We start from the raw sequence: 26312 nt of genomic DNA, 5'->3' as shown, positions 1-26312 counted from the left end.
ACTTCATTTATTCCTTTATTATTTTTACCGTTTTTGCAGCTCCATTATGATTTAATTCTATGTAATAACTACCAGTTGCCAGCTTATCTAAATCTTTTATAGTTGCGTCATTACCTACAAAATCTAATTTTCCAACACTGATAATCTGTCCTAAAGTATTTATCAATTTATATGTAAGCGCATCTTTATCATTATTATCAAAATTACTCCATGATATATTTAAAACATCATTAACTGGATTGGGATAAAATTGAAAGCCAGTAAGAAGTTCTTCAGTATCCTCGCTCAATATTGTGTTTGTAAAGAATAAATGAAATCTCTCTGGATCAGAAGACGCTATCGTATTAGGGTCTATAGTAAATAAATAATCATTATTTCCTTCGTTTAACCGTTGACTACTATTTAAAAAATTATCTTTCAAATACACTTCGGTTGCAGGAGGAATGGCTTCTATAACAAATTGATAGTTATAAGAAGTATGCCTGTAATTATTATGGTTCAAAGGTATAATGTCAAGATTATTTGGAATATTTCTATGTTCAATATTCAATAAATTAGAACCATTTACAATACTGATAGTCTCGTCAAGGTTGCCCAGTGTAAGTGCATCAAATTGATCTACCGTATTAGAATACTGGGCGTCCATAAAAATACCCCATGCATCTAACAATACATTAGGCTGTCTATTACTATTGCTTAGCAACCTGCCTATAATATTAAAATTAAGACTAGGTGTAGAAAAAGTTAAGGTTTGATTACCGTTAACAATATCATCTTGATTAAATTCAATTACAGTAGGCGTCATAGGAGCACTGTTATTCAATGTAGATACAAAAACAGATTGCCCAGGCTGTATAAATTCATTTGAATCAGAGCCCGCAATATTAGAACCTGCTGGAAGCATAACCGTTACATAAGCCCCACGAGAGTTAAGAGTAGGATCCCAAACATAATAAAAGTTATCATTAACATTAGTAGATCCTTGTAAAACCGTATTCATGTTTACTGTAGCTTGATATGGGTTTGCAACAAAATTAAACTCACCTGCTACTTGCGATAAACTATTATCTATATAACTATTTAGATCTAGATTTCCTTTAGCTTGTAATACAGTATTTGATGGAGCTGCTGTGTTTGAAGTTAAGTCTGTCGTACGGTCACCTCTTATCATTACCCTATAAGCCTTTCCTATTTCCAGACCATCTACATCTGTATTTGATATGGCTGTCCAAGACTGTAAAGAATTGTTATAATTAAACATACTAACATTACCTGAACCTGTTGCGTCAAAACCATTTGCGCCAGAGGTAGAACCAGTAATATGTGTTCCTATCCCATTGATAGCTGCACCGTTTTCTTGCCAGTTTTCAAAAATACTACCAGTAGTATTTACACTACTTGCAAGAAATCTAAAAGCACGTTTTGCAGGAATATAACGCTGTACTCTAGCAACTCCTGTCATCGTACCACTTTCATAAGGTGCCATCTCTGCCGTGTTGCTACTTGTACTTGTAAATAGCAAATTCCCATCTTGAGCATTAAGATTTCCATCTTTTAATGTGAATAAATTTTGCACTTGCAATTCTTGATTTAAAACAAACTCATCAACACCGTCTTTTACAAAATTGTCAACTTTAATAACATTGTTTTCCAAGCTGTTTGACTCATTATCATCGCCTACAAAATGAAGTGTACCATTTTCTATTTCACTATTTAAACTAGATAAATCTCCTTTAAAAAACAGATTGTTTGTTCCTAAATCTAGAGTATATGATCCTTCTAGGGTAATATCTTTTATATTGATATCGCTTCCTAAAACTGGACCGCTAGTTCTTATAAAAAAATTATCTATAAAAGTAGCATTAGATTCTGGAGCATTGGGTCTCCAAGAAGTGTTCTCATAAATATAATCGATGTATTTTCTTCCCTGTTGAAAACCAGCTGCAAAATCATCTCCTACATTACTAGAAACAATAACTAGGTCGCCCAAACTTTGTTCTATTACTATATTTCCAGAAGTTTCTGTACTTCCTAAGGAACCGATGACTTGATGAGATAAGGTAGTTTGTGATGATCCCGCTTTCGCGAAAGCGAGACAAAAAATAATTAATAGAGTTCTCATAATAAATATGTTTGTTATTATTTCTTTGAACTAATTAATTCTTGCATTTGTGCTTGAAGTGCCTTTACTTGATTTTTAAGTTCTTGTATCTCTAAGTTCTCAACAGATTTTGCAGCTCTCATTCCAGAAGTCGTCCCAGAAGATCCTGTTATAAAATCTGCGCTTCTAGCGTGTAATGCATAAGGAACACTTAATAATTGTGTTGTGCTTAGAGAAGTAAACGTTCCTGATTGAGCGGCATCAAGGGAAACTTCTAGATAATATTCATGGTCGCCCCAAGTAATGGTTGCCATATCTCCAGATATAAGCGTTCCTCCACCTACTTGTAGGCTCAAAACACCGTACTCAGAACTTGTTAAACTGTGCTCTTCATTATAAACTATTGTTCCAGTAACACCATCTTCTCTAACAGCGATGCGTACATCTACTGCGTCATTTTTGATAGGATTACCGTCTGTATCTCTTATGACTGATTGATAATTAAATAGCAATGGTGTCATATCTCCAGTAGATGAAACTGTTCTATTTTCTAAAGCAGTCACTCTTGTTTCTAAATCTGTAGTTAATGGGGATAGATCTACCGTATTCATACTGTTTGTAATTCCTAAATTAGAACCATTAAGAGACAATTCCTGAGCATCTGTATTTGTGGCAGATTGCCATGCTGTTCCATCCCATACTTGAAAAACATCATTAGTAGCATCGTAAAGTGCAAGACCTTTGTGGGCAGTGGTTAGTGACGTCTCCAGTGTTGTGATTTGTGCATCAGTTAATCTATTGAAAAGAATTCCTTTATTGGTATCTCCTAAATCTAAAGAAGCAAGTGCATCTGGCGCATCTGTCCCTATTCCTACACTTAAGGAATTTGTTGCTCCACCCAGTACCAAGGTATTATCATTAATTGCAGTGGCAGCATTCCCTATTGCGACAGCATTTAATCCCTGCACATTAGCATTTACTCCTATAGCAATGTTATTAGTAGGTAACAAAGCATTAGGATCAGTGGATGAAGCATTATACCCTAAGACAATAGCCCCATCATTTTGAGCAACCGTTGTTGAACCTATAGCGATAGCAAACTGATTGTCTATATCAACAGATCTTCCTATACCTACTACGTCATTTTCTTCAATATCTACTCGATCTCCTATACCAACAGAGTAATCAGCATTATCAGACATATTACCTAAATATCCTATCATTTGTGAATTCTGTCCTCTGACATCGTGATCATGACCTAAGGATATAGAATATTGTCCATCAGCAAAAGCCCTGTTTCCTAATCCAATGATGTTATTATTACTTGCAGTTATATCGTAGCCAATAAAAATGGCATTTGATCTATTGGTATTATCAAAATCTGCGAGAGAACCCATCCCTACATTAAACTGTCCTTCTCTATTAGAAAACCCAGCACTAAAACCTACATAGGTATTATGATTAGCATCAGTAGTATTGTTAGTTCTATTGTTATCCCATCCAGATTGTGCTCCTATAAAAGTGTTATAGTCAGCAAATTCAGTAGCAACACCAGAAGCTGCACCTACAAAAGTGTTGTATATTCCCTCATTCACATCAGTCCCAGCAGAGTCGCCCAATCCAGTATTATGGTGTCCTAATTTCAGATCAGCTAAGCTCTGGTTTCCTAAGCCCGTATTTCTATATCCTGTGCCATTTGATTCGGGCACGCCGCTCGCGAACCCACCAGAACTACTCCCTATAAAAGTATTATCGCTTCCGCTGCTTATGTTAGCACCAGCATCCTGACCTATGAAGGTATTATCATCACCAGTAGTATTGCTAAAACCAGCTTCTTCTCCTATAAAGGTATTATCAAGTCCAGTAGTGTTATTTTCTCCACTTTCTGCACCTATAAAGGTGTTATCTGTTCCATTATTAAAATAACCAGCCTTAAAACCTATAAAAACATTATCCCCACCGGTTGTATTGCGTCGACCGGCTTCATAACCTATAAAAGTGTTGTCAAAACCCGATGTGTTTGAGTAACCCGCAAAATACCCAATCGCAACTAGCTCCTCCTGAGTAGTCACCGTACGTCCCGCAGCATAACCGATCAGCGTATTTCTACTACCCGAGGTGACCCGAGCCCCAGTGCTGTCCCCATAAAACGTATTGAAATCACCCGAGGTGATATTTGATCCAGAGTCTGTACCTGTAACTTCATTGAAGGTCTGTGCCATTGCCGTAGTACAGAAAATCAACAGCAAAATAGAACATGCAGTTTTCATAATTATTTTGGTTTTAGAGGTCAAATATAAACTTAATTATTTATTTTACGTACTTTCAAAACTCTTACACTAATTCCATTCTAAATGTAATGGCTTATTTTTACCGTGATAAACCCTATATTCTTTGAGGACTATCAAGGCTTATTAAATGAAAATAAATAATAATTATTCCGCTTTCGCAAAAGCGTTCTTACATATACTATTCTTCCTCAGTATAATAGTATATAGTCCTACTTGTGCCGGTAAAAAACCTAGCATGATAGAGCAAAATAATGCCAATAGTAGTTTAATGCACTTGTATCTAGATAGCTGCCCTGCGCATGCGATCCTTTTTGTAGGTGATGGTACTCTCGCGTTGCAGTTAGGATTTTTACAGCAGGTGTATAATTACCGCACTGACATAGTTATCATAGATAAAAACCGGATGGAGCTTCCCTCCTATTATTTTAAAATAATCAATTCCCTAAAAGTAGAGCAGCAGAAACACTTTCAACTTCCACAAGAAATTTTAAATGCAAATTCTCAAATCAATTTTCCTATAAATACAGATGAAAAGAGAGTTACAAATCTCAAACAGATCGATCAACATTTTGAGAACGACTCCCTTTATATAATCAAGAACAATCAAAATCTCAAATATTTTCCAGGTCGCAACATAGGGATTTTGGAAAAAGATTTTAACTTTAGGTTTAGTGCGTTAGAAAAAATGAATGATGCTGTACGAGTGGATGTCGTGACTAAAATATCTAAACAAAACATAAGTAGAGGAGAACTCATTACGCTCAGTATTATTCAATCCTTTGTGGGGTTAAAACCTATATGTTTTACCATGGAAGAAAGTGATGAACATTTTCTAAATATGCAGCCCTTCCTTATTCAGCATGGAATCATTGAGATATTACAGCCATTGCGCAGAGTAACCATAGAAGGCCAGAGCAACTCAAGCAAAATAGTTTTAACCTCTGATTTTTTAAAAACTTTCTTTGATAATAAAACTAGTACCTCAAACCTAAAGAAAATTAGCAACACAAATGTTACCCACGTTATAAGAAAAGCAAACTTTGTAGAGGCAAGGTGGTTGCTAGAAAACGCAGATACCATCAATTCGTTAAAACTTATGGATCAAGGATTAAAGGCTTACCCTATAAAACAATATGGGGTCGACGATTATACCTTTGGGATGGGAAACCTGTACCAAAGAGCAGGGAATAAAGAATCGGCCATTTTACTTACGGAAAGCTATTATGAGCAACAATTTTTGAACTTTGAAAACGGAATGAAGAGCTTCCCCATAGATCAACGAGATGCAGTAAACTCAAAAAGCAAACAATTTAAATATTTAAAAGATGGGATGACAACGTACCTAAATTATTTTCCTGATAACAAAGAGTACTGGTTGAAAAAGCTGAAAACAACTAAAGAAAAGTATAAAAAATGGGCTAGAGATTTAAATTAAAAGCAATTCAATAGACTTATTTCTAACTAGCTAATATGGCCTTATCCAGTATCTCCACACCCCCATTCATAAACTCTTTCAATAATCTCAACACGTTATCCTGATCCTGTTTTCTAAATGGACTCAGGTCAAAGGTATCGACTCTATTAATACGTCTTATTTGCAACTGTTGATCCTCATCAAAAGAAACTTCAGAGATGAATTTAATCCATATAGGCTCATAAAAGAAAAATGATGTTCCATCTGTAATACCCAAATATTTAGATAACACAACCGGTAACACATGAAAATCATTTTCTAGAAAAGCTTCTTTCCATGAATCATTAAAAAGATAAGCATCTGGAGCTATTTTTAAGTTGATAATCAAGACTGGAATCGTCAAAGCTACAATCATTGAAATATAACCATAACGGCTGTTTGATTTTTTTGCCCCATAGAGCATAAAAATCAATGTGAATAGATACACATGAATTACCGTAGGCACAAACATGCCTATCAGTAATCTATATTGTTCTACATTTTTTAATAAAAGTGCACCAAGAATAGTTAATACAATTGTTATGATCCAAGAGGCTTTTGAAGAAACAAATTGATAAGCTATTGCCACCATTAGGGTTATGAAAATCACACTGTTAGACCATTCATTTAAAAAAAAATCAAAAAAGCGGTAAAAGCAGTTTCTTCACTATAGTAATAAAGAAATAGCTTAGGAAGAAATAGAATTAGTGCCGCTGTGACACCTATATTAACCAAATTAATTTATGTGAAGTAAAGAAATAATTTTTCTCATGAAGCCAGTTGATCTAAGTCACATAATGCAGTGGCCCAAGTAATGCATAAGAAAAAATAAAAAGTTCTAAAGGAAAAATATAAGCTAACACAGCGGCAATTGCGACTAAGGCTATGTTAAGCTTGTCCGAAAAAAAAGTAATATTCGTAGTAAACCTAGAGAGCATCAAAAATATTTTAGCGTATAATTACAAAGATAAACATAGCGTTAGCTATAGTTCTATTTTACAAGGTTTAGTATAAATAAAAAAGATATTCATTTTGATGTCTATTTGAAAAGCCAGTATTTATTGGGTAAAACCAAAAGCTCTATCAACAATTATATCAATGATTTCATGAAAAAAATATGTTTACTTCTTTTTGCGTTGATGAACCTATCCTTTCAGAGTGCAGAGAACTTAAATGATCTATTTGAAAACTGCTTGATTTCAGACACAGAAAGTAACATTACTCGATTACATCCTATAAAAATAATTGCTATTGATGTGGTAAATAATCGCATCAAAACAAATTATAATGAACTTAAAAATCTCTTGATAAAAGCTACAGATAATCAATGCTGGTTTATGACGCAAGACGAAGAAGCCAATGGAGCTATTGAAATATTGAACGTAAACTTAATTACAGGATGGATAACACTAGGTAAAAACTATGGGCGGTCTTTTGAGATCGAGGTAGGCGCCACTTTAGAATTTTTTAATCCTTTTGTAAACTATAAAATCATTAACAATAAACCGCTGTTTGCAAATTACCCTACACATATAAATGACAAATACATTAATTACATTCAATCTGGAGGGATTATAAAAAGAAATGTAAATGATTATGTTTTGTTAACGCCTGTAGTTTTTGGCCGACATAAAAAAAGATCCATTTACTATGCTACCAGTTCAGATTTAGAGAACTGGATCTTTCATGATCAAAAAATACTCGATACAGAACAGATTACGTTTGCAAAAAAAACAGGAAATGTATTTAGTGCAGGAAATCCTTTAAAAATGGAAGATGGTTCTTTTTTAGTTTTATTAGGAGTAGAACAACCCAATGGAAACTACACATCTGCATATATGATTATTGATAAAGATTTAAAGATTATAAAAAATCCTCAAGAAATAAAAATCCCTGAATGGCATGGAATCAATCAAAATAGTTATCCACTAGCAATAACAAAATATGATGGTATGTACCGAGTATTATTTCATCGAAGAAGCAAAAATTTAATAGAATCAGAAATTCATGAAATAACTACAAATAATATCATGGAAGCGTTTAATGAAAATAAAGGAATCTACTCCACAACAGTCATTCATAATGCAAAAAACGAAACTGGCTACTTACATGGCAAAGCTGATGATGCGAGCTATGTTAACTTTAACTCAAAACTATATATCATATTGGGCAGTGAAGAATTACCTTCTGAATACTTGACCTCTTTTAATCGTCAATACGGACTCTTAAAACTTGAAGATAAAAAATGGGAGCATGATAAACGCAGTCCTCTAATCGTAAACCCTATTAGTATTCATAATAAATATACAGAATACGATTGGGCTTCAGATCATTTAGGAGGCTTTATCTCTCCTGTTTTTAATAATGGATATTTGTATTTATTCTTAACATTTGGGACTGATAATCCTGATTACTTCCTATCTGGAATTAAAATAAAAACTGATTAAATAATGCAATGTCATTATTCAAGAGAATTTGAAAAATCGACCTATTACTTAAAATCAATCTTCGATGATATTTAATACTGAGATTCCTATTACTATATTTAAAACAGACTCAACTATTATATATAAATGTCTTGCTGTATGCAAAAAAACCGGCTAACTATGAATTAAGAAAACCTTAGAAATAAGAAACAGATTCAATCACATTTCACTTTCAAAGAAAATAAATTACGTATCAAAAATGGAGATTAAAGAAACCTTTAATTATGGTCAAGGAAACACCATCTTGTTTTCTTTGTCATTTGTGAATAAGAACTTGTAAAATAAAATAAGTTTTACCTAAAAACAACGACCAAAGCTTAACATACTTTTGCTGGAACATCATACACACTAAGTTCAACAGATCGTATCTTTACAACAAATCATTGAGATTATGGCAACTACTAAAAAAACACCTGTAAAAAAGACCCCTGCAAAGAAAGAAATTGCTAAGCAAGAAATCACTAAGCATGATATCATTACGGCTTATATGGATTATGTATTAGAGCATGAAAAAACGCCTAAGTCCGTATATAAATTTGCTAAGGACAACAACATGTCTGAGCAGGAATTCTATAAATTCTTCGGTAGTTTTGATAGTTTACGCAAGGACATTTGGAATACCTTCTTTACGATGACCATGGATGTGGCGCATAAGAATGAAGAATATGATCAGTTTTCCAATCGGGAGAAGATGCTCACGTTTTTCTATACGTTCTTTGAACTTCTAACACTTAACAGAAGTTATGTGATTTATACCTTACAGGAGAATCAGCACATGATGAGCAAGATGGAGCAATTGAAAGGCTTGCGCAAGCACGTTAAGAATTTTGCTAAAGATTTGATCATGCAACGTAATGAGGATAAATCTAACATTATCTTAGAACGTTCTGAAACGATCTACAGCGAAGGCGCTTGGATACAAATGTTATTTCTTATGAAATTCTGGATGGATGACGACAGTGCTGGTTTTGAAAAAACAGACATGGCTATTGAGAAATCTGTAAATACCATTTTTGATGTTTTTGACAACACTCCTTTAGATGCTGTTTTCGACTTTGGTAAGTTTCTTTGGAAAGAACGTATGGCCTAGTAAAAAATTAAACTAAAATCAAAATCAAAAAATCGCTTTATATAAATTTTTGATAATGATAGCTTTTTAAGTGTTCCGCTTTCGCGAAAGCGGAATAATCATAACTAAAGAATTCATAATTATTAATTCTGAATTCATCATTGAAGCATGAAAACACTAGACAAAATACCTACCAGTAAAATAGGCCGCACATCAGAAATGGTAAAGACTGGAGCCAAAATAGGTGTCAACTATATCAAGTATTATTCTAAAAAAGCAGTGAATCCTACTATGGATCGCTCTTCTCTAGATGAAGATAACGCCACAGATATTTATGACGGTTTAAAAAGTTTAAAAGGCAGCGCGCTTAAAGTAGCGCAAATGCTATCTATGGATAAAAGCTTGTTGCCAGGTGCTTATGTAGAGAAATTTAGCCTTGCACAGTTTAGTGTGCCACCATTATCTGCTCCATTAGTTAGAAAAACATTTAAAAGGTATCAAGGTGCTTTTCCAGAAGAAATCTATGATACTTTTTCTAAAGACTCTGTAAATGCCGCTAGTATAGGCCAAGTTCATAGAGCTACTAAGGACGGTAAAGAACTCGCCATAAAAATTCAATATCCTGGAGTAGCAGAATCTATAGGAAGTGATCTTGCGATGGTAAAGCCCATCGCCATTAAAATGTTCAACCTAAAAGGGGAGGATTCCAAAAGATATTTCTCTGAGGTAGAAGATAAATTAACAGAAGAGACCGATTACGAGCTTGAAGTAAAGCATAGCATTAAGATTACAGAAGCCTGCTCACATATTCCTAATTTAAAGTTTCCTAAATATTACCCAGAGCTTTCTAGCAAACGCATCATCACGATGGACTGGATGACTGGACAGCATTTAAGCGAGTTTGCCAAAACTGATTTTACCCAAGAGACTGGTAATAAATTGGGACAAACACTTTGGGATTTCTATATGTTTCAAATGCACGGTATAAAAGCTGTTCATGCAGACCCACATCCCGGGAATTTTTTAATTTCTAAAGAAGAGGAATTGATTGCTATCGATTTCGGTTGTATTAAAGAAATCGTAGATGAATTTTACCAACCGTATTTTGAGCTTGCTGTCCCTGAAAATATTAATAATCCTAAGATCTTTAAAGAAAAGCTCTTTCAATTGGAGATTTTGCGCAAAGATGATAGCGACCGGGAAGTCGCCTATTTCAGCACCTTATTTCATGAGATGTTGAGCTTATTTACCAAACCTTTTAAAGAAAAAACTTTTGACTTTGCAGACGCTGCTTTCTGGGATGAAATCTCCTCTCTAAGCGAGAAATACAGCAACGATAAAGAATTACGTAAAATGAATGGCAACCGTGGCAGCAAGCATTTCTTATACATCAACCGCACGTTTTTTGGCCTTTATAATCTCTTGCATGATCTCAAAGCTAAAGTGAATACGTATGAATATGTGAAATACCTAGAAGAGAAAGGCTTTAAGAATCACAGTGCTTTGTAAAGAGCTTAACCAAAAATAAAAAGAGGCTGTTCTAAAGAAGAATAGCCTCTTTTTGTATCATCTGCTTTTCAGAATTGATTCCAAAACTTATTCCCCCAACGCTAAAGGGTGGAAGTTTTTATTATTATTACTTCCGTCATCGACAACACCCATCCCAGCCTTCCCTCAAGGGAAGGAGTTTCCCTATTTAGATGCTTTTGAGAAAACTAGTTTTTAGTTCTAGGAAAAAGGTTGCGTTGATGAGATTCCAAAACTTCTTTCCCCAGCCCTAAAGGGTGGAAGTTTTTAGTCTTTCTTTTACTATAGAATCTATTTTTTCAATAGTGCTTTCATAATCGTCGATTACCTCCATATTTGTGAATCGTATCACATCAACTTTATATTTTGAGATTCCTAAAGTTCGGTTTCTATCTTTTTCTTGTTGTAATCTAGTAAAATGGTAACCACCATCAATCTCAATAACCAGTCTCAATTTATGACAGTAAATGTCTAGTACGAAAAGATTAAAGGGGTGTTGTCTTCTGAACTTTAAACCTTGTGGCTTTGTCTTTAGGTAGCCCCATAACTTATCTTCAGAATCGGTAGTATTTGCTCGTAGTCGCATTGCAAATTTTCTAACCTCAGCAGTGGCTCCTGCAAACATTCCTTCGATTTTAAGATAATCTAATTCTTCCATTTATATCTATTAATAATAAATAAGTAGAAACCTCACCCTTTAGGGCCGGGGAAAAAGTTTCATTTTAATTATTCTATAAACTGAATATTATTACACCTATTCTCAACATATCATTTTTGCCATTGAACTTTACTTTGTAAATACTTCCCACATGGCCAACACCCATCCCAGCCTTCCCTCAAGGGAAAGAGTTTCCCTATTTAGATGCTTTTGAGAAAACTAGTTTTTAGTTCTAGGAAAAAGGTTGCGTTGATGAGATTCCAAAACTTCTTTCCCCAGCCCTAAAGGGTGGAAGTTTTTAGTCTTTCTTTTACTATAGAATCTATTTTTTCAATAGTGATTTCATAATCGTCGATTACCTCCATATTTGTGAATCGTATCACATCAACTTTATATTTTGAGATTCCTAAAGTTCGGTCTCTATCTTTTTCTTGTTGTAATCTAGTAAAATGGTAACCACCATCAATCTCAATAACCAGTCTCAATTTATGACAGTAAAAGTCTAGTACGAAAAGATTAAAGGGGTGTTGCCTTCTGAACTTTAAACCTTGTGGCTTTGTCTTTAGGTAGCCCCATAACTTATCTTCAGAATCGGTAGTATTTGCTCGTAGTCGCATTGCAAATTTTCTAACCTCAGCAGTGGCTCCTGCAAACATTCCTTCGATTTTAAGATAATCTAATTCTTCCATTTATATCTATTAATAATAAATAAGTAGAAACCTCACCCTTTAGGGCCGGGGAAAAGGTTTCATTTTAATTATTCTATAAACTGAATATTATTACACCTATTCTCAACATATCATTTTTGCCATTGAACTTTACTTTGTAAATACTTCCGTCATCGACAACACCCATCCCAGCCTTCCCTCAAGGGAAAGAGTTTCCCTATTTAGATGCTTTTGAGAAAACTAGTTTTTAGGGCCGGGGAAAAGGTTTCATAACCTACTTCTTATAAACCACTCCGTCTTTCATCACAAAATCGACTTGCTGTAGGATAGCAACATTCTTTTCTGGATTCTCATTCACAGCAATAATATCGGCATAAAAACCTTTTTTTACTTGACCTATTTTGTCTTCTAGTTTTAAGATGATTGCTGGAGTAATCGTGGCGCTTTGTAGGGTTTCCATGATCGGCATTCCGGCTTCATTCATATAACCAAATTCTTTTGCATTCTGTCCATGTGCAAAAACACCTGCGTCTGTTCCAAAAACAATAGGCACTCCTTTTTTATATGCTCTAGCAAAAGTTCCTTGAATTTGCGGCCCTACAGTTCTCGCTTTAGGAACGACTATAGCTGGGTAGAAACCTTCCACCTCGGCTTTTTCGGCAACTTCTTTTCCTGCTGTTATGGTTGGAACTAAATAACAATTCTTTTTGATCATGAGCTCCATCGTTCTTTCACTCATATAAGTTCCATGTTCTATAGTCTTCACGCCACCTTCAACCGCACGATACATACCTTCATCTCCGTGAGCATGTGCTGCCACATGATAGCCGTAATCTGCGGCGGTCTCTGTAATGGCTTTAATTTCTTCTATGGTAAATTGGGGATTACTCCCATTTTTTGCAACACTTAAAACCCCGCCAGTAGCGGTTATTTTGATACAATCGGCACCATTTTTATAACGGTGTCTTACGGCTGCTCTTGCTTCATCTGCGCCATTAGCAACGCCTTCTCTAGGACCTGGATTTCCCATAAAGGCTTGATTTCCTCCATTGGTAGGGTCGGCATGACCGCCAGTTGTAGCAATAGATTTTCCTGCAGTAAAGATCCTTGGACCTGGTACCGTGCCTTTATTTACAGCATCACGTAGCGAAATATTAATTCCACTACCGCCTAGGTCTCTTACCGTCGTAAATCCAGCCATTAAAGTGATTTCTGCATATTTTACGGAGTCGTAAGCAACGTCTGCGGGATCATTCACAAATTTGGAGATATACGCATGCGGGTTGTACTCTGTCTCCATATGAACATGCATATCTGTAAAGCCTGGCATCACCCATTTATCTTTTAAATCATAATAATCGGCAGTTGTTGAGACGGTTTTATATCCTTTTTCCAAAGATTGAACTGTTCCGTTTTCAATGGTTACCGTCATTTCTTCCATCCATTTTCCTTTTTCTGTATCTAGGAGATGTCCAGCGTGAATAATAGTTGTGGTGTTTTGAGCTAGTGTTATAATAGCTGTAAACAGCAGCAGTAATGTAAGTCGTAGTTTCATAGGAGTAATTTGAAGTCACAAGTTAAGATAGATTTATCACATACAGCTTATAATTAAATATCCAATTGTGCGATATTAAGACATAAATGGACCTATTATGAATATCTCATTCACAGGTAAGCAAGAAAAGTATATCAAAAATTTAGTCATTTAGGCAATTATAAAATAGTCGGTCACTATTTCTAATACTGCTTTTGACACCTGCTTCTCAGCATGCAGGAAAGCAGAAAACCCGCTAAAAAAGTTTAAAATCTACTTTTCTAACGGGTTTTTTTAGAATTCTCGTTCTAAAATTATCTGTTTATAAACTCCTTGACATGATCGGTGATAAACTTGATCTGCTCATCATCCAGCTCGGTATGCATAGGTAAAGAAATACATTCCTTCACTAATTGATTCGTCACCGTGAAGTTTTCTTCTTTGTACCGCTCGTCTAGATAAGCTTTTTGCTTGTGTAATGGAATCGGATAATACACACCACAAGGAATATTATTTGCTTGCAGGTGTTTTACCAGTCCATCGCGATCTGCATTTTTAATCACCAACGTATATTGGTGGAACACGTGACAGTCACAATTATCGCAAACTATAGGTGTCAAGATCTTTTCTTCATTAGCAAAAGCTGCTGTATATTTTCTAGCCGCGTCTCTGCGGGCATTGTTATAATCCGTTAAGAAAGGTAATTTTGCTCTTAAAACTACGGCCTGCATTGCATCTAATCGAGAATTCACTCCTACTACATCATGATGGTAACGCTCGTACATACCGTGATTTACAACACCTCTTATGATATGTGCCAGTTCATCATCATTAGTAAAAATAGCCCCGCCATCTCCGTAAGCCCCTAGATTTTTTGAAGGGAAAAATGAAGTAGTCCCTACATGTCCTATGGTTCCAGTCTTAGACTTAGAGCCGTTGCTGTGCATGAAATTAGAACCTATTCCTTGTGCATTATCTTCAATGACATACAAGTTGTGTTCCTTTGCAATCGCCATAATCTCCTCCATATTTGCCGTCTGACCAAATAAATGAACAGGAACAATAGCCTTTGTTTTAGGTGTTATGGCTTTTTTGATAGCTTCTATATCAATATTAAAATTATACGGATTTACATCTACTAGGACCGGTGTCAAATTCAAAAGCGCTATAACTTCTACTGTCGCTGCAAAAGTAAAATCGGCTGTGATGACTTCATCCCCAGGCTGTAAACCCAGTCCCATCATTGCGATTTGTAATGCATCGGTACCATTTGCACATGGGATCACGTGTTTAACTCCTAAATATTCTTCCAGTTCCTTTTGAAAAGCATGAACTTCTGGACCGTTTATAAAAGCAGCCGACTCAATAACTTCTTGTAGCCCTGTATTTACTCTATCTTTTATTCCCTCGTACTGACCTTGGAGGTCAACCATCTGTATTTTACGCATTTGCAAATTATATTATAAACGCACATTTGATGATGCTCGTCCATGTAAAAATAAGCAATAATGATAGGAATGCCCAAACCTTAATATTTATATTACATTTGAATAAAGACTGATAATTGAAGACGATTTATGATATTTTTTCCGCTTTCGCGAAAGCGTGCCTACCACTAGCTGGTGCTTTTAATAAAAAACTAAAGCTTGGTGCGCAAGGTCGGGAACGCACTTGGGACATTTTAGATAGAAAAGTGAAGTTGTCGCTACCCAAAATATGGGTTCATGCAGCAAGTTTAGGTGAGTTTGAACAAGTTGTACCTGTGCTGGAACGCATCAACCGGAAGAACTATCAAGTCATCCTCACTTTTTTCTCTCCTAGCGGCTACGAGAATAAAAAAGACACGCACCTTGCAGATGTGGTTTGTTATCTGCCCATCGACGCAGTAAGTAACGTAAATAAATTTATCGCAACCGTAGAACCATCGCTTGCCATTATGGTGAAGTATGAATTCTGGCCTAATTATTTAAACGCACTCAAAGAAACTGATTGTAAAACCATTCTTATAAGCGGGGTATTTAGAGATAAAATGTCTTTTAATAGTTGGTATGGAAAATGGATGACCCGCTCTTTAGAGAGTTTTGACTATTTCTTTTTACAAAATTACTCTTCTCTTCAAAATCTAGAAAAACTAGGCTTTACTAATGCGAGTGTAAGCGGTGATACTAGGTTTGATAGGGCAAGCCAATTGATAGAAAGAGATAGTTCAATAACTGAACTAAAAAGTTTTATAGGAGGTAAAAAGTGTCTCGTTATAGGAAGTTCTTGGTGGGAAGATATCGCGATCATGAAAAACTGGTTAAACAACAATGACCAAAATAAAAACTACAAGATCATTATTGCTCCTCATGAAGTCGCGCCTACTTCTATCAATCAGCTGTGTGATAGCCTGGACTACCATCCTGTAAAATGGAGCAGCCTTCAAGGTTGTGTGATCCACGATATCGAGTCTGCGTCGACGCTCATCTTAGATACCATAGGTTTGCTTACTAAAGCCTATAGCTATGCAGATCTCGCTTATGTAGGTGGCGCTATGGGAACAAAAGGCTTGCATAACATTCTAGAAGCAGCGACTTATGGTGTTCCTGTTATCATAGGTAAGAACTATGAAAAATTTCCTGAAGCGGGCAAACTAGAGGATTTAGGAGGTTTGTTTTCTGTGAAAAACGCCCTTGAATTTGAAGCCATGACCAACCAACTTCTAGAAGACGATTATCTAAGAGATAAAACTGGAATGATTTGTGGTCACTGGATCAATAGCAATACGGGCGCAACGCGAGAAATTGTCAACTATTTAAAAAATATAGATGAAAAACTTATTCTGGATTAGTCTTGTCATAGCAAGTTTCAACTTAGGCTTAAGTCAAGACATTAGCATAAAAGATGCGGCTACCAAAGAAGCTATAGCTTTTGCTACCATCAGTTTTGGAAATGGCAAAGGAACTTTTGCAGACGATGAAGGAAGTTTTAGGTTCTCCAAAAAACTCTATAATGACGTAGACTCTTTATTCTTTTCCAGCATAGGCTATGCCGATCTAGGTATCGCTGTAGAGAACCTTCAGTCAGAAGTATTTTTATATCAACAAGCAGATGAACTAGAAACCGTCATCATTAGCGCAGCTCTTACAGGAAAACACAAAGACCGTAAAAAGCGAGAAATAGGTCACGATAATTACTTTGACTGTTGGTTGCCTACAGTAGAAAGTGAAATCGCAGTGAAATTTGATCGTTACGATGGCCAACCAACGCAAATCACTCTGCTCAAATTACCAGTAGTTTTGGAGGAGAGTCAATCCAGTAACAAAGGGAAGTTGCGCCGATTTTCCACGATGTTTAGAGTTTCCTTTTATGATGTTGATGAAGATGGAAGTCCCGCTAGAAGGTCTTTATATCCTTCAAAAACCTTTATCATCGATCAAACCACCGAAGAAACATTTGAATTAGATATAGAAGAATTAAAGATCAACATCCCACAAGAAGGAATCTTTGCTTCTATTCAAGTATTGGGGTATACAAAACCTGACGGAAAACTTATCAAAGCTAAAAAATACAGAGATATCAAAACCAGAACTGGCACCGTAAAAGTCTCTACTACTTACCGACCGCTTCTACCTTTTACTAAAGAAATAGAAGGTAAAAACACTTGGGTAAGACGTGTTTTTTTCAATAATAAGACGTGGCAATTATTTGATCTGAGCTACAACCCAAACAGTAAACTAGTAAGATCTGGCAACGACGATTATGGAATGGGTGCTGATTTTAAGGTGTTTTATAGGGATTAGTAATGTATATGAAAAAGTTTTCCCTGGCTGTGCTAGCTTCTATTTTTTTAATTAATTGCAAGGAGACTGATCCAGAAACAAATTTTGTTTCTGGATCACTTCAAGATTGAGTTTTTGAATCAAGTTTTGTCAGACACTACAGATATTCAAATCTTACGATCAAAAAGTGAATTGATTTCTAATTTTGGTTCAGGTTATATGAGTCCATCTCTACCTATAGAGGGTGAATTAAGTGAATTGCACTTTATCTCCGAGAGTTTAGATGAGCCCGATACGGCATTCATTCAACAACAATTAAAACATGCAACAAGTGTAAATCTTGACACCTTATCGACTTATGGTTTCCAGATATTTGATTTAAAAGGTAAAAGTAAATTAAATCATTCTTACAAATCAATTGTAGAGTACGCTGATAGTATCAATATGATAACTGATAATTATAGCTTTCTAAAATTTACCATTCCCATATTCAATAAAAACCAGAACCTTGCCTACATGAGATTCCAAAGAGGCAGCTCTGGAGAGGCAATAATTTTGGAAAAAATTGAAGATCATTGGATACGAAAAATAAAACTTTATGAATGGGTGGAATAAACTATTCTAAACAGTTACCGCTTTATTCAAATAAGCTCTAAAAGGAGTCATTTCTTTATAGACTTCTACACAACGTTGCATAAAATCTTCATGCATGACTTCTTTTTGAGTCAAATCATGCTGTACGGCAAATGTTTTTAATCGCAGCAACTCTATATGCTCATGATCTTGAGAATACCCTTTAGGGGAAGTTTTCAAAGAGTCGCCGTCATCGATCACGTCAAAAGTTTCTTTAAAAGATTTCTTGTTAAGAATCTTTTTATACTCCTGTCCGTTATAATCTATGGCATCTCTTATAGAATCGAGCAATTCCTTTTTAGGTTTGTAAAATCCGCCAGCGATAAAGGATTCTTCAGTTCCTAAATGAATATAAAAATCGCCTTGTTTCCCGTTCTCATTAAGATCCATGCCAGCGCCAAAATGGTCCTTATAGACAGGCTTATTAGGGTGAAACATCAAATTGTTATTGATGCGATTAATAGCTTTACGACCGTCTATAGAAACATAATAAGTATCTACTTTTCCCAACTCTATATCGAGTTCGTTAAGCCACGCAATGTACCAATCGCGTACTTCATGGTAGCGCTTACGGTTTTCGTCCATCCAGTCTTTGGAATTGTTCTTTTGCAAATCCCGCAGGAAATCATATAATTTATAAAAGCTCATTACATAGAAGTTTTACTTGTTCTGTTTCGCTTTCGCGAAAGCTAAATATAAGAAGTTTATGCTGCCCTTGAAGAGGGCTTGAATAAGAGACATCTCTACTGTATTTTCCTAAAATTTATGAAAACATATATCATTTAAGAGTTTAACCTACATATCTTTACTCATTACTATAAAATAGTATTATTATGAAAAACATCATATTAAATATTGCTGCAGTAGTTATAGCTGCAACAGCATTAACTTCATGTAGAGAAACAACCGAAACTAAAACAATAGTTAAGGAAGTAGATTCCACTGAAGCTACAAAAGAATCAGAAGGAATTCTTGAGAGAACTGCTAAAAAAGTAGATAAGGAAGTTAATAAAGAGATCAACGAAGAGATTGAAAAAATAGGAGATGATAATTAACATTTCTATTCTATATTAGAAAAAGCTGCCTTAGAGCAGCTTTTTTAATTAACTTCCTTTTTTGATGCTTTTTATTTCTTCTCGCAAACTATCGAGTCCTTGTTTTAAAGAAATCATCGCTTCTTCTCCTTCATGAACATCTAGATCAAAACTCAATTTTGAATTTACTTCCCAAAGCTCTTTAATCTCCCCCACTGCTTGCTCAATAACTGGATATTCTCGATTAAGAGAAATCAAATTTACCGCCTCTGGTGATTCTGACTTGCGCAATTTCTTTACTAAGACACTATCTGCAGTAACGACAACATGAATGCGATTGTCATTTGCTGTACGCACACTTTCTACCGCTTTTCCCATGACCCATTCGTGCGGCTGTAATACAGGCAGCATACTATCTCCTTGTACTTGGAAAGCGCGGTAACTTCCTTCCCTATATTGAGGCAGTGGTATATGAAATGCGGGCAATTCGTTATACCAGTCGGTGTCTAGTACATTACTTGCATAACCAGCACTCGCTTTAATAGGCACCATAACCATATTTTCACGATCATTAGTATCCATAGTAATGATCTTAGGCGCTGTGCTTGTACTCGTCTCTAAATATTTGTTATAACTATTTCCATACAGCCACAACGGGTTCACGTTAAACTGTCGTAATAACTCTGTTACAATCTTGCCTGTAATTTTCTTTTTACCGCGCTCTATATCTGCAGTTGTGCTACCTGCATTAAGCAAGTCTGCAAACTCACTTTGCGTTTTCCCCAAGTCCTCTCGTACCTGTTTGAATCTTTTTGCTTCTGTTGGAATCTCTTGTGCCATAAGACAAATATAGGTCTTTTAGGAATAATTCCAATTTTAACACTGGAATATTTCCATAATGTTGGAATATTTCCATATATTTGAATCGTGAACGGAAATAATTCTTGGAATATTTCCATAAAACTATAATTATGTGTGGAAGAGCAACGATAATTACACCAGCAGTAGATTTAGAAAAGCGGTTTAATGCCGCCTTCGTAATAGGTGTTGAACTCAAAGAAAACGTGAACATAAGCGCAGGTAATAAGATACCTGTCATTACAAGCGAGCAACCTAACCATATACAGCTGTTTACTTTAGGTTACACCCCTCACTGGGCTCACAAACAGACGTACATGATCAATGCGCGCAGTGAGGGAAGTTTAAACATAGAAAACGATCCTAATTATAAAGGAGCTATGGGTATATTTAATAAGCCTATGTTCCGTCATGCGATTAAATCTCAACGTTGTCTAGTTCTTGTAGATGCCTTTATAGAAGGTCCTAAACAAGAGAAGCTTAATAAACCATTTATCGTATATCCTAATCGTGATCGCGGCCCTTTTGCTCTAGCTGGAATTTATGACACCTGGCAACATCCATTAACTGGAGAATTGCATCATACCGTTGCCATCATTACCAGTGCAGCAAATAGACTTACACAAAGAATAGAGCACCACAGGGCTCCGGTAGTATTGAGTAGAGAAGATGAAGAAAAGTGGCTCAATCCAGACATCGCTCCCGCAGAGCTTTCTAGAATGATGCAACCATTTGACTCTAAAGGATTCAATGCTTATCCTATCTCACAAAAAATAAAAAACCCAGAAGCAAATAGCTTAGAGCTTCTAAAACCTATAGGAGATAAGCTTTTCAAAGATTACGACCGCTGTCTATATGAAAGACTCAAGTTTGCTGAAGAAGATGAATACGCCATCAGAGAAGAGCGTCTTGTAGAAGGAGATCAATTTATTTTATTTTAAAATGACTACAGACATGAATATAGAACTCATAAAAACAGAACTAGCGCAACGAGTAGAACAGCTTCTGATTACTAGAAAAGCTGGTAAGCAAGCTACAATGAAGGTCGTGCACAAGGTAAAGACCTGGTCTGATAAAGTTGCCGAAACGGAAGACCTTATCCATAAAGTATACCACACACTTCATGAGGTAGTACAACAAAATGGTATTTATTTTAAAAATGAAATTGAAAAAGAAGGCTTTGTAAGCTTTATGGAACCTACAGTAAATGATCTGGTCATTAAAAATATGATCGATTAGTAGCTACAAAACATAAAATAACAAACTCGTTATTTCATCAACCTCACAGAACTATTTCTGTGAGGTTTTTTAACCGATTGTTTTAAGTGAAGTGATGGTTCAACTTGTGAAGTTTCGTATTGAAGAAAGTTGGAAATTAAAAGAAACCTTTAGTGAGTAATCTCCTAGGTTTTAAACCTGATAAATAATTTTAATCGAGAAATTAAATAACCTCGAGATACAACAAAGCGATTACGCTCTGCAACAGAATGACCATATAAATTAAAAGATTCCTGCTTAAAGCGATTCCGCTCTGTAGCAGAATGACCATATAAATTAAAAGATCCTGCATAAGCAGAAAAGAAATATATGACCGATAAACACATCATGCATTTAGATCTAGACACTTTCTACGTTTCTGTAGAGAGAAAGATGGATTCACGTCTTGAAAACCGACCTCTACTCGTAGGTGGAACTAGCGATCGTGGCGTCGTTGCTGCTTGCAGTTATGAAACAAGAGGCTATGGAGTACACAGTGGCATGTCTATGAAACTGGCAAGGCAGCTTTGCCCAGAAGCAGTTGTCATAAGAGGTAATGCAGGGACTTATTCTAAACACTCTGATGAAGTCACTGAAATCATCAAACAAGAAACTCCTCTTTTTGAAAAATCAAGTATAGATGAATTCTATGCAGATCTCTCTGGAATGGATCGGTTTTATGGCTGTTATAAGCTGGCAACAGAATTGCGCAAGAAAGTAATCAAAGAAACAGGACTGCCTATTTCCTTTGGTCTTTCTATTAATAAAGTTGTTTCCAAAATCGCTACTGGAGAAGCAAAACCTAACAACCAATTGATGATCAATTACGGGGAAGAAAAAAACTTCATGGCCCCACTGTCTGTAAAAAAGATTCCGCAAGTAGGAGATAAAACCTATCAAACCCTAAGACATCTAGGTGTAAAACGCATTCATACCATTCAAGAAATGCCTGAAGAAATGCTCATCAACGTATTGGGTAAAAACGGCAGTATGATATGGCGTCGTGCTCAAGGAGTGGATAACCGACCTGTTGTTGCTTTTAATGAGCGTAAATCCATCAGTACCGAACGCACCTTTGATAGAGATACCATTGATGTAAAAAAACTGAATTCCATTCTTATCGCCATGACTGAAAACCTTGCTTTTCAACTCAGACGTGGCGATAAACTCACCGGTTGCATTAACGTGAAAATAAAATACTCTGACTTCAACACCTACACCAAACAGATGCGTATTCCTTATTGCAGCGCTGATCATATTTTGATACCTCGCATATTGGAGGTGTTTGAAAAACTTTACAACCGCAGGTTATTGATCCGGCTTATAGGGATCCGGTTTTCACATATTGTAAATGGTCATTACCAGATCAATCTTTTTGACGATAATGAAACCGAACTCAATTTGTATAACGCACTAGATAAAATAAGAGAAAAATATGGAGATAGAACCGTGATGAGAGCTGCTGGTATGGAAGCAAAAACCATAGGCCGAATACTAAATCCTTTTAATGGATTACCCCCTGTCGTGCTCGCACATCGCAAACAATGAATCCTTTATTAGTTATTATAAGAACACAGCTTGATGGATCACTATTTGTTATAAACGCACATTGCAAACTATAGGATTAGGGAAAATTAAAAAAATATAGGTGCACATTGAAATAAGCCCTATACATTGAAAAACAGAACAACCAACAAATTAATTACGCATTTCAAAAACCTCCCTGCTCGTTATGAATTACCTATTGAAGATTGAGACTCTTGAAAACCACTTTAAATAAAACAAACTCACCAACTAATTTGTACCTAAACAACCATACCTATTACTCCTTGCGTTACGGCACCTTTAATGAAGAAGAGCTGATAACACTTGCGCTAGAAAACGGAGTAAAAACCATTGTTCTAACTGATATCAACAACACCAGTGCGTGCCTTAACTTTATTAGGCTTTGTATTCAAAGCAATCTTAATGCAGTGATAGGTATTGATTTTAGAAACAAGCACCAACAACTGTACGTAGGAATGGCTAAAAATAACGAAGGATTTCAGGAACTCAACGAGTACTTATCCTTTCATCTAGAAAACAAAATTCCATTTCCAGATCAGGCACCAGCCTTTGATAATGCTTTTGTCATATATCCATTTAAAATGGTAGTGGAGCTAGAGAAAACTCGCTTTCGCGAAAGCGAATTTATAGGAATCTCTATCGCCGCATTACGCAAACTTCCTTTTACAGCATATGTAAAAATGAAGGACCGGTTAGTGGTCATGCAAACAGTGACTTTTAGAACAAGAAAAGATTTTAACGCTCACCGATTGCTGCGGTGTGTGGATTTAAATATTCTTTTGAGTCAGTTGCCAGAGTCTCAACAAGGATATTTTGAAGATCAGATGATTCCTATTCTTGAAATAGAAGAACTCTTTATAGCATATCCTTTTATCATTGAAAACACAAAATGCCTATTAGCAAAGTGCAAGATCTATTTTGACTTTGAGAACGCTCAACTCAATGCAAATCAACACCTCTATTCAGACAGTAAGGAGATAGATTACCAAAAACTAAGAACACTTGCTTATGCTGGTGTGGCAAATAGATACGGAGATAAAGAAGATAAAACAGACGTTTTTGAGCGTATAGAAAAGGAAATAAGTGTTGTAAAAAAGAAAGGTTTTGTCACCTATTTTTTGATCAATTGGCGTATTTGTGAATACGCACGTAGCAAAAGCTACTTTTACGTAGGTCGCGGTAGTGGAGCTAACAGTATTCTTGCCTATTTGTTACAGATCACAGAAGTAGACCCCATAGAACTCGATCTTTATTTTGAACGTTTCATCAACGACTACAGGTCGAGTCCGCCAGACTTTGATATTGATTTCTCTTGGGATGATCGGGAAGATATTACTCGATTTATTTTTGAAGAATTTGATCATGTCGCCCTGCTTGCCACCTACAACACCTTTCAGTACCGTGCGGTTATCAGAGAATTAGGGAAAGTTTTTGGTCTTCCAAAGGCAGATATTGACATGCTCACCACAGGTAATTTCCACCCCGAACGTCTGGATCAAATGCACCAATTGGTTTTGAAATACAGTCATTTGATAAAAAACATGCCCAACTACACCAGCATTCACGCTGGCGGAATTCTCATAACCGAAAAACCTATTCACTATTACAGCGCTACAAGTTTGCCTCCTAAAGGCTACCGTACCGTACAGTTTGACATGCATATTGCCGAAGATGCTGGGATTCATAAATTTGATATTCTTGCGCAACGTGGTTTGGGAAAAATACGCGACACGATTGAGATTATTAAATACAACCAGCCAGATGCCCCTATAGCAAACCTACATACTGATGTAAAGAAGTTTATGAAAGACCCTGAAATCAATAAGATGATCTCACAGGCAAAATGCATAGGTTGCTTTTATATAGAGTCTCCAGCTATGAGAATGTTGCTCAGCAAACTCGCTACTAATGATTATATAGGACTGGTTGCTGCCAGCTCTGTCATACGTCCCGGAGTAGCACAGAGTGGGATGATGCGCGAGTTTATTTTACGCACTCGATATCCAGAAAAACGCAAGGACGCACACCCCATCATGCAAGGAATTATGCCCGAAACCTATGGCATCATGGTTTATCAAGAAGACGTGATCAAGGTAGCACATTACTATGCAAAACTAGACCTTGCCGAAGCAGATGTACTGCGCCGTGGAATGAGCGGTAAGTACCGATCCCGTGAAGAATTTCAAAAAGTGGAACAAAAATACTTTCAGAATTGTATCGATTTAGGACATGATCCAGAGCAAACTAAAGAAATATGGAATCAAATTAAGAGTTTTGCTGGTTACGCTTTTGCCAAAGGTCACTCTGCATCTTATGCTGTAGAAAGTTATCAAAGTCTGTACTTAAAATGTTATTTCCCGTTAGAATACATGACAGCAACACTTAATAATGGCGGTGGCTTTTACCAACCTGAACTCTACGTACACGAAGCAAAAATGTGTGGTGCTGTTATAGAATCACCCTGTGTTAATCACAGCAATATTGCAAACATTATTAAAGGAAGAAGTATCTATCTAGGCTACAGTTACCTCAAGGAACTAGAGAGAAAAACCATGGTACGCATCATAGAAGCGCGACATTTGAACGGAAGGTTTACCTCTCTAGAAGACTTTATCAATCGTGTCTTTATCAGTATGGATCAGCTTTCTATTTTAATACGCATCAATGCTTTTAGGTTTACAGCAATGGATCGTTATGAATTGTTGTGGCAAGCACATTATAAACTTGATAAATCACCACAAAAATATATTCAAAACAAACTGTTTGTTCCAGAGTATAGAGAAGCCAAAATCCCTCAACTCCATACTACAAATCAGGAATTGGCTTATGAACAGATAGAACTTTTAGGTTTTCCATTGTGTTCCCATTTTGACTTATTAGTAGAGCTGCCTAAAAACAATCATAGTCGTGAAGACATGAAAGCGCATAACAAGAAAATGATTTTGATTTATGGCTACGTAGTAAATATCAAAACAACGCATACGGCAAAAGGAAAACGCATGCAGTTTGGTACTTTTTTAGATTGTAAGGGTCATTTTTTTGATACGGTTATGTTTCCTCCAGTAGCAGCAAAAATCCATTTTAGAGGTAGTGGCATCTATAAAATATACGGCAAGGTTGTGGAAGAGTTTGATTTCTATTCCATCGAGGTCCACGACATGCAAAAAGCAGATTACATTCAAGACCCACGGTATGCAGAAGAGAATCCGCAGACGATGCAGCGACTGGATAAACAGTCCAACCTAAAAGATCGCAGAATGGGAAATAGCAATGGGTATCGCAAACAAGAATTACCAGATAAATCCATCGAGATATGAATAGAAAGCGAGATAGTCGTAACCCATGCCTTCCTGCCACGGCATGAAAAAACAAAATAGATAAGATACCTGAACATGATCAACCCTAGCAGCAAACAA

The 26312-nt window shown here is 36.1% G+C and carries 21 protein-coding genes; 12 read left to right on the top strand and 9 right to left on the bottom strand.

What is annotated here, in order from left to right:
- Positions 1–7 precede the first annotated feature (7 nt).
- A complete protein-coding gene (locus tag F0365_RS06345; protein ID WP_169932930.1) occupies positions 8–2122 on the bottom strand; it encodes a T9SS type A sorting domain-containing protein in 2115 nt (704 codons plus the stop codon).
- 17 nt (positions 2123–2139) lie between these two features.
- The gene (locus F0365_RS06340; protein WP_169932929.1) at positions 2140–4371 is read right to left on the bottom strand and encodes a beta strand repeat-containing protein; all 2232 of its coding nucleotides are present in this window, start codon (positions 4369–4371) and stop codon (positions 2140–2142) included.
- 256 nt (positions 4372–4627) lie between these two features.
- On the opposite strand from F0365_RS06340, the gene F0365_RS06335 reads away from it, so the two are divergent.
- Positions 4628–5827, top strand: a complete 1200-nt coding sequence (locus F0365_RS06335) for a hypothetical protein (RefSeq protein WP_169932928.1) — start codon at positions 4628–4630, stop codon at positions 5825–5827.
- Between the two features lie 22 nt (positions 5828–5849).
- Here the strand turns inward: F0365_RS06335 and F0365_RS06330 are convergent, their stop codons facing one another.
- A complete protein-coding gene (locus F0365_RS06330; protein ID WP_169932927.1) occupies positions 5850–6455 on the bottom strand; it encodes a hypothetical protein in 606 nt (201 codons plus the stop codon).
- 496 nt (positions 6456–6951) lie between these two features.
- Here F0365_RS06330 and F0365_RS06325 point away from each other — a divergent pair, with 496 nt between their 5' ends.
- The 3 genes from F0365_RS06325 to F0365_RS06315 all read left to right on the top strand — a co-directional run bounded on the left by F0365_RS06325 (position 6952) and on the right by F0365_RS06315 (position 10909).
- Positions 6952–8292, top strand: a complete 1341-nt coding sequence (locus F0365_RS06325) for a hypothetical protein (RefSeq protein ID WP_169932926.1) — start codon at positions 6952–6954, stop codon at positions 8290–8292.
- 430 nt (positions 8293–8722) lie between these two features.
- A complete protein-coding gene (locus F0365_RS06320) occupies positions 8723–9421 on the top strand; it encodes a TetR family transcriptional regulator C-terminal domain-containing protein (RefSeq protein WP_169932925.1) in 699 nt (232 codons plus the stop codon).
- Between the two features lie 147 nt (positions 9422–9568).
- The gene (locus tag F0365_RS06315) at positions 9569–10909 is read left to right on the top strand and encodes an ABC1 kinase family protein (protein WP_169932924.1); all 1341 of its coding nucleotides are present in this window, start codon (positions 9569–9571) and stop codon (positions 10907–10909) included.
- A 268-nt stretch (positions 10910–11177) separates the two neighbouring features.
- Here F0365_RS06315 and F0365_RS06310 read toward each other — a convergent pair whose 3' ends face one another.
- The 4 genes from F0365_RS06310 to F0365_RS06295 all read right to left on the bottom strand — a co-directional run bounded on the left by F0365_RS06310 (position 11178) and on the right by F0365_RS06295 (position 15235).
- Entirely contained in the window at positions 11178–11585 is a 408-nt protein-coding gene (locus tag F0365_RS06310) for an endonuclease domain-containing protein (RefSeq protein ID WP_169932923.1), read from the bottom strand.
- 281 nt (positions 11586–11866) lie between these two features.
- Entirely contained in the window at positions 11867–12274 is a 408-nt protein-coding gene (locus F0365_RS06305; protein WP_240961925.1) for an endonuclease domain-containing protein, read from the bottom strand.
- Between the two features lie 253 nt (positions 12275–12527).
- Positions 12528–13808 (bottom strand): metal-dependent hydrolase family protein, encoded by a 1281-nt coding sequence (locus tag F0365_RS06300; protein WP_169932922.1) that lies wholly within the window; start codon positions 13806–13808, stop codon positions 12528–12530.
- Positions 13809–14101: 293 nt separating this feature from the next.
- On the bottom strand, positions 14102–15235 hold the full coding sequence (locus F0365_RS06295; RefSeq protein WP_169932921.1) for a DegT/DnrJ/EryC1/StrS family aminotransferase: 1134 nt from the start codon (positions 15233–15235) through the stop codon (positions 14102–14104).
- A 116-nt stretch (positions 15236–15351) separates the two neighbouring features.
- Between F0365_RS06295 and F0365_RS06290 the strand changes: the two genes are divergently transcribed.
- The 3 genes from F0365_RS06290 (at position 15352) to F0365_RS06280 (ending at position 18163) form a co-directional block, all read left to right on the top strand.
- On the top strand, positions 15352–16617 hold the full coding sequence (locus F0365_RS06290) for a 3-deoxy-D-manno-octulosonic acid transferase (protein WP_169932920.1): 1266 nt from the start codon (positions 15352–15354) through the stop codon (positions 16615–16617).
- Complete coding sequence (locus F0365_RS06285; RefSeq protein ID WP_169932919.1) at positions 16595–17569, top strand: carboxypeptidase-like regulatory domain-containing protein; 975 nt, start codon at positions 16595–16597, stop codon at positions 17567–17569. The genes F0365_RS06290 and F0365_RS06285 overlap by 23 nt, the downstream gene beginning before the upstream one ends.
- A 114-nt stretch (positions 17570–17683) precedes the next feature.
- Positions 17684–18163 carry a hypothetical protein gene (locus tag F0365_RS06280; RefSeq protein WP_169932918.1) on the top strand — a complete coding sequence of 160 codons (480 nt, stop codon included), beginning with the start codon at positions 17684–17686 and terminating at the stop codon, positions 18161–18163.
- Positions 18164–18169: 6 nt separating this feature from the next.
- On the opposite strand, the gene F0365_RS06275 is transcribed toward F0365_RS06280, so the two are convergent.
- Positions 18170–18829, bottom strand: coding sequence for a DUF2461 domain-containing protein (locus tag F0365_RS06275; RefSeq protein WP_169932917.1), 660 nt, complete (start codon positions 18827–18829; stop codon positions 18170–18172).
- Between the two features lie 185 nt (positions 18830–19014).
- Here F0365_RS06275 and F0365_RS06270 point away from each other — a divergent pair, with 185 nt between their 5' ends.
- Positions 19015–19236: a hypothetical protein gene (locus tag F0365_RS06270; protein WP_169932916.1), complete on the top strand. Its 222-nt coding sequence runs from the start codon at positions 19015–19017 to the stop codon at positions 19234–19236.
- 48 nt (positions 19237–19284) lie between these two features.
- Here F0365_RS06270 and F0365_RS06265 read toward each other — a convergent pair whose 3' ends face one another.
- Complete coding sequence (locus tag F0365_RS06265; protein ID WP_169932915.1) at positions 19285–20055, bottom strand: helix-turn-helix transcriptional regulator; 771 nt, start codon at positions 20053–20055, stop codon at positions 19285–19287.
- A 131-nt stretch (positions 20056–20186) separates the two neighbouring features.
- Between F0365_RS06265 and F0365_RS06260 the strand changes: the two genes are divergently transcribed.
- From F0365_RS06260 to F0365_RS06245, 4 genes are all read left to right on the top strand, one after another.
- Complete coding sequence (locus F0365_RS06260; RefSeq protein ID WP_169932914.1) at positions 20187–21014, top strand: SOS response-associated peptidase; 828 nt, start codon at positions 20187–20189, stop codon at positions 21012–21014.
- A gap of 13 nt (positions 21015–21027) precedes the next feature.
- Positions 21028–21312 carry a hypothetical protein gene (locus F0365_RS06255; protein WP_169932913.1) on the top strand — a complete coding sequence of 95 codons (285 nt, stop codon included), beginning with the start codon at positions 21028–21030 and terminating at the stop codon, positions 21310–21312.
- A gap of 348 nt (positions 21313–21660) precedes the next feature.
- Positions 21661–22878: a DNA polymerase IV gene (dinB, locus tag F0365_RS06250; RefSeq protein WP_169932912.1), complete on the top strand. Its 1218-nt coding sequence runs from the start codon at positions 21661–21663 to the stop codon at positions 22876–22878.
- Between the two features lie 212 nt (positions 22879–23090).
- On the top strand, positions 23091–26213 hold the full coding sequence (locus F0365_RS06245) for a DNA polymerase III subunit alpha (protein WP_240961924.1): 3123 nt from the start codon (positions 23091–23093) through the stop codon (positions 26211–26213).
- The last annotated feature ends 99 nt before the right edge of the window (positions 26214–26312 follow it).

Source organism: Nonlabens sp. Ci31 (genome assembly GCF_012974865.1).
Lineage (GTDB): Bacteria > Bacteroidota > Bacteroidia > Flavobacteriales > Flavobacteriaceae > Nonlabens.
The sequence above is the reverse complement of the archived record's forward strand: the minus strand, read 5'-3'. Positions and strand labels throughout refer to the sequence as shown.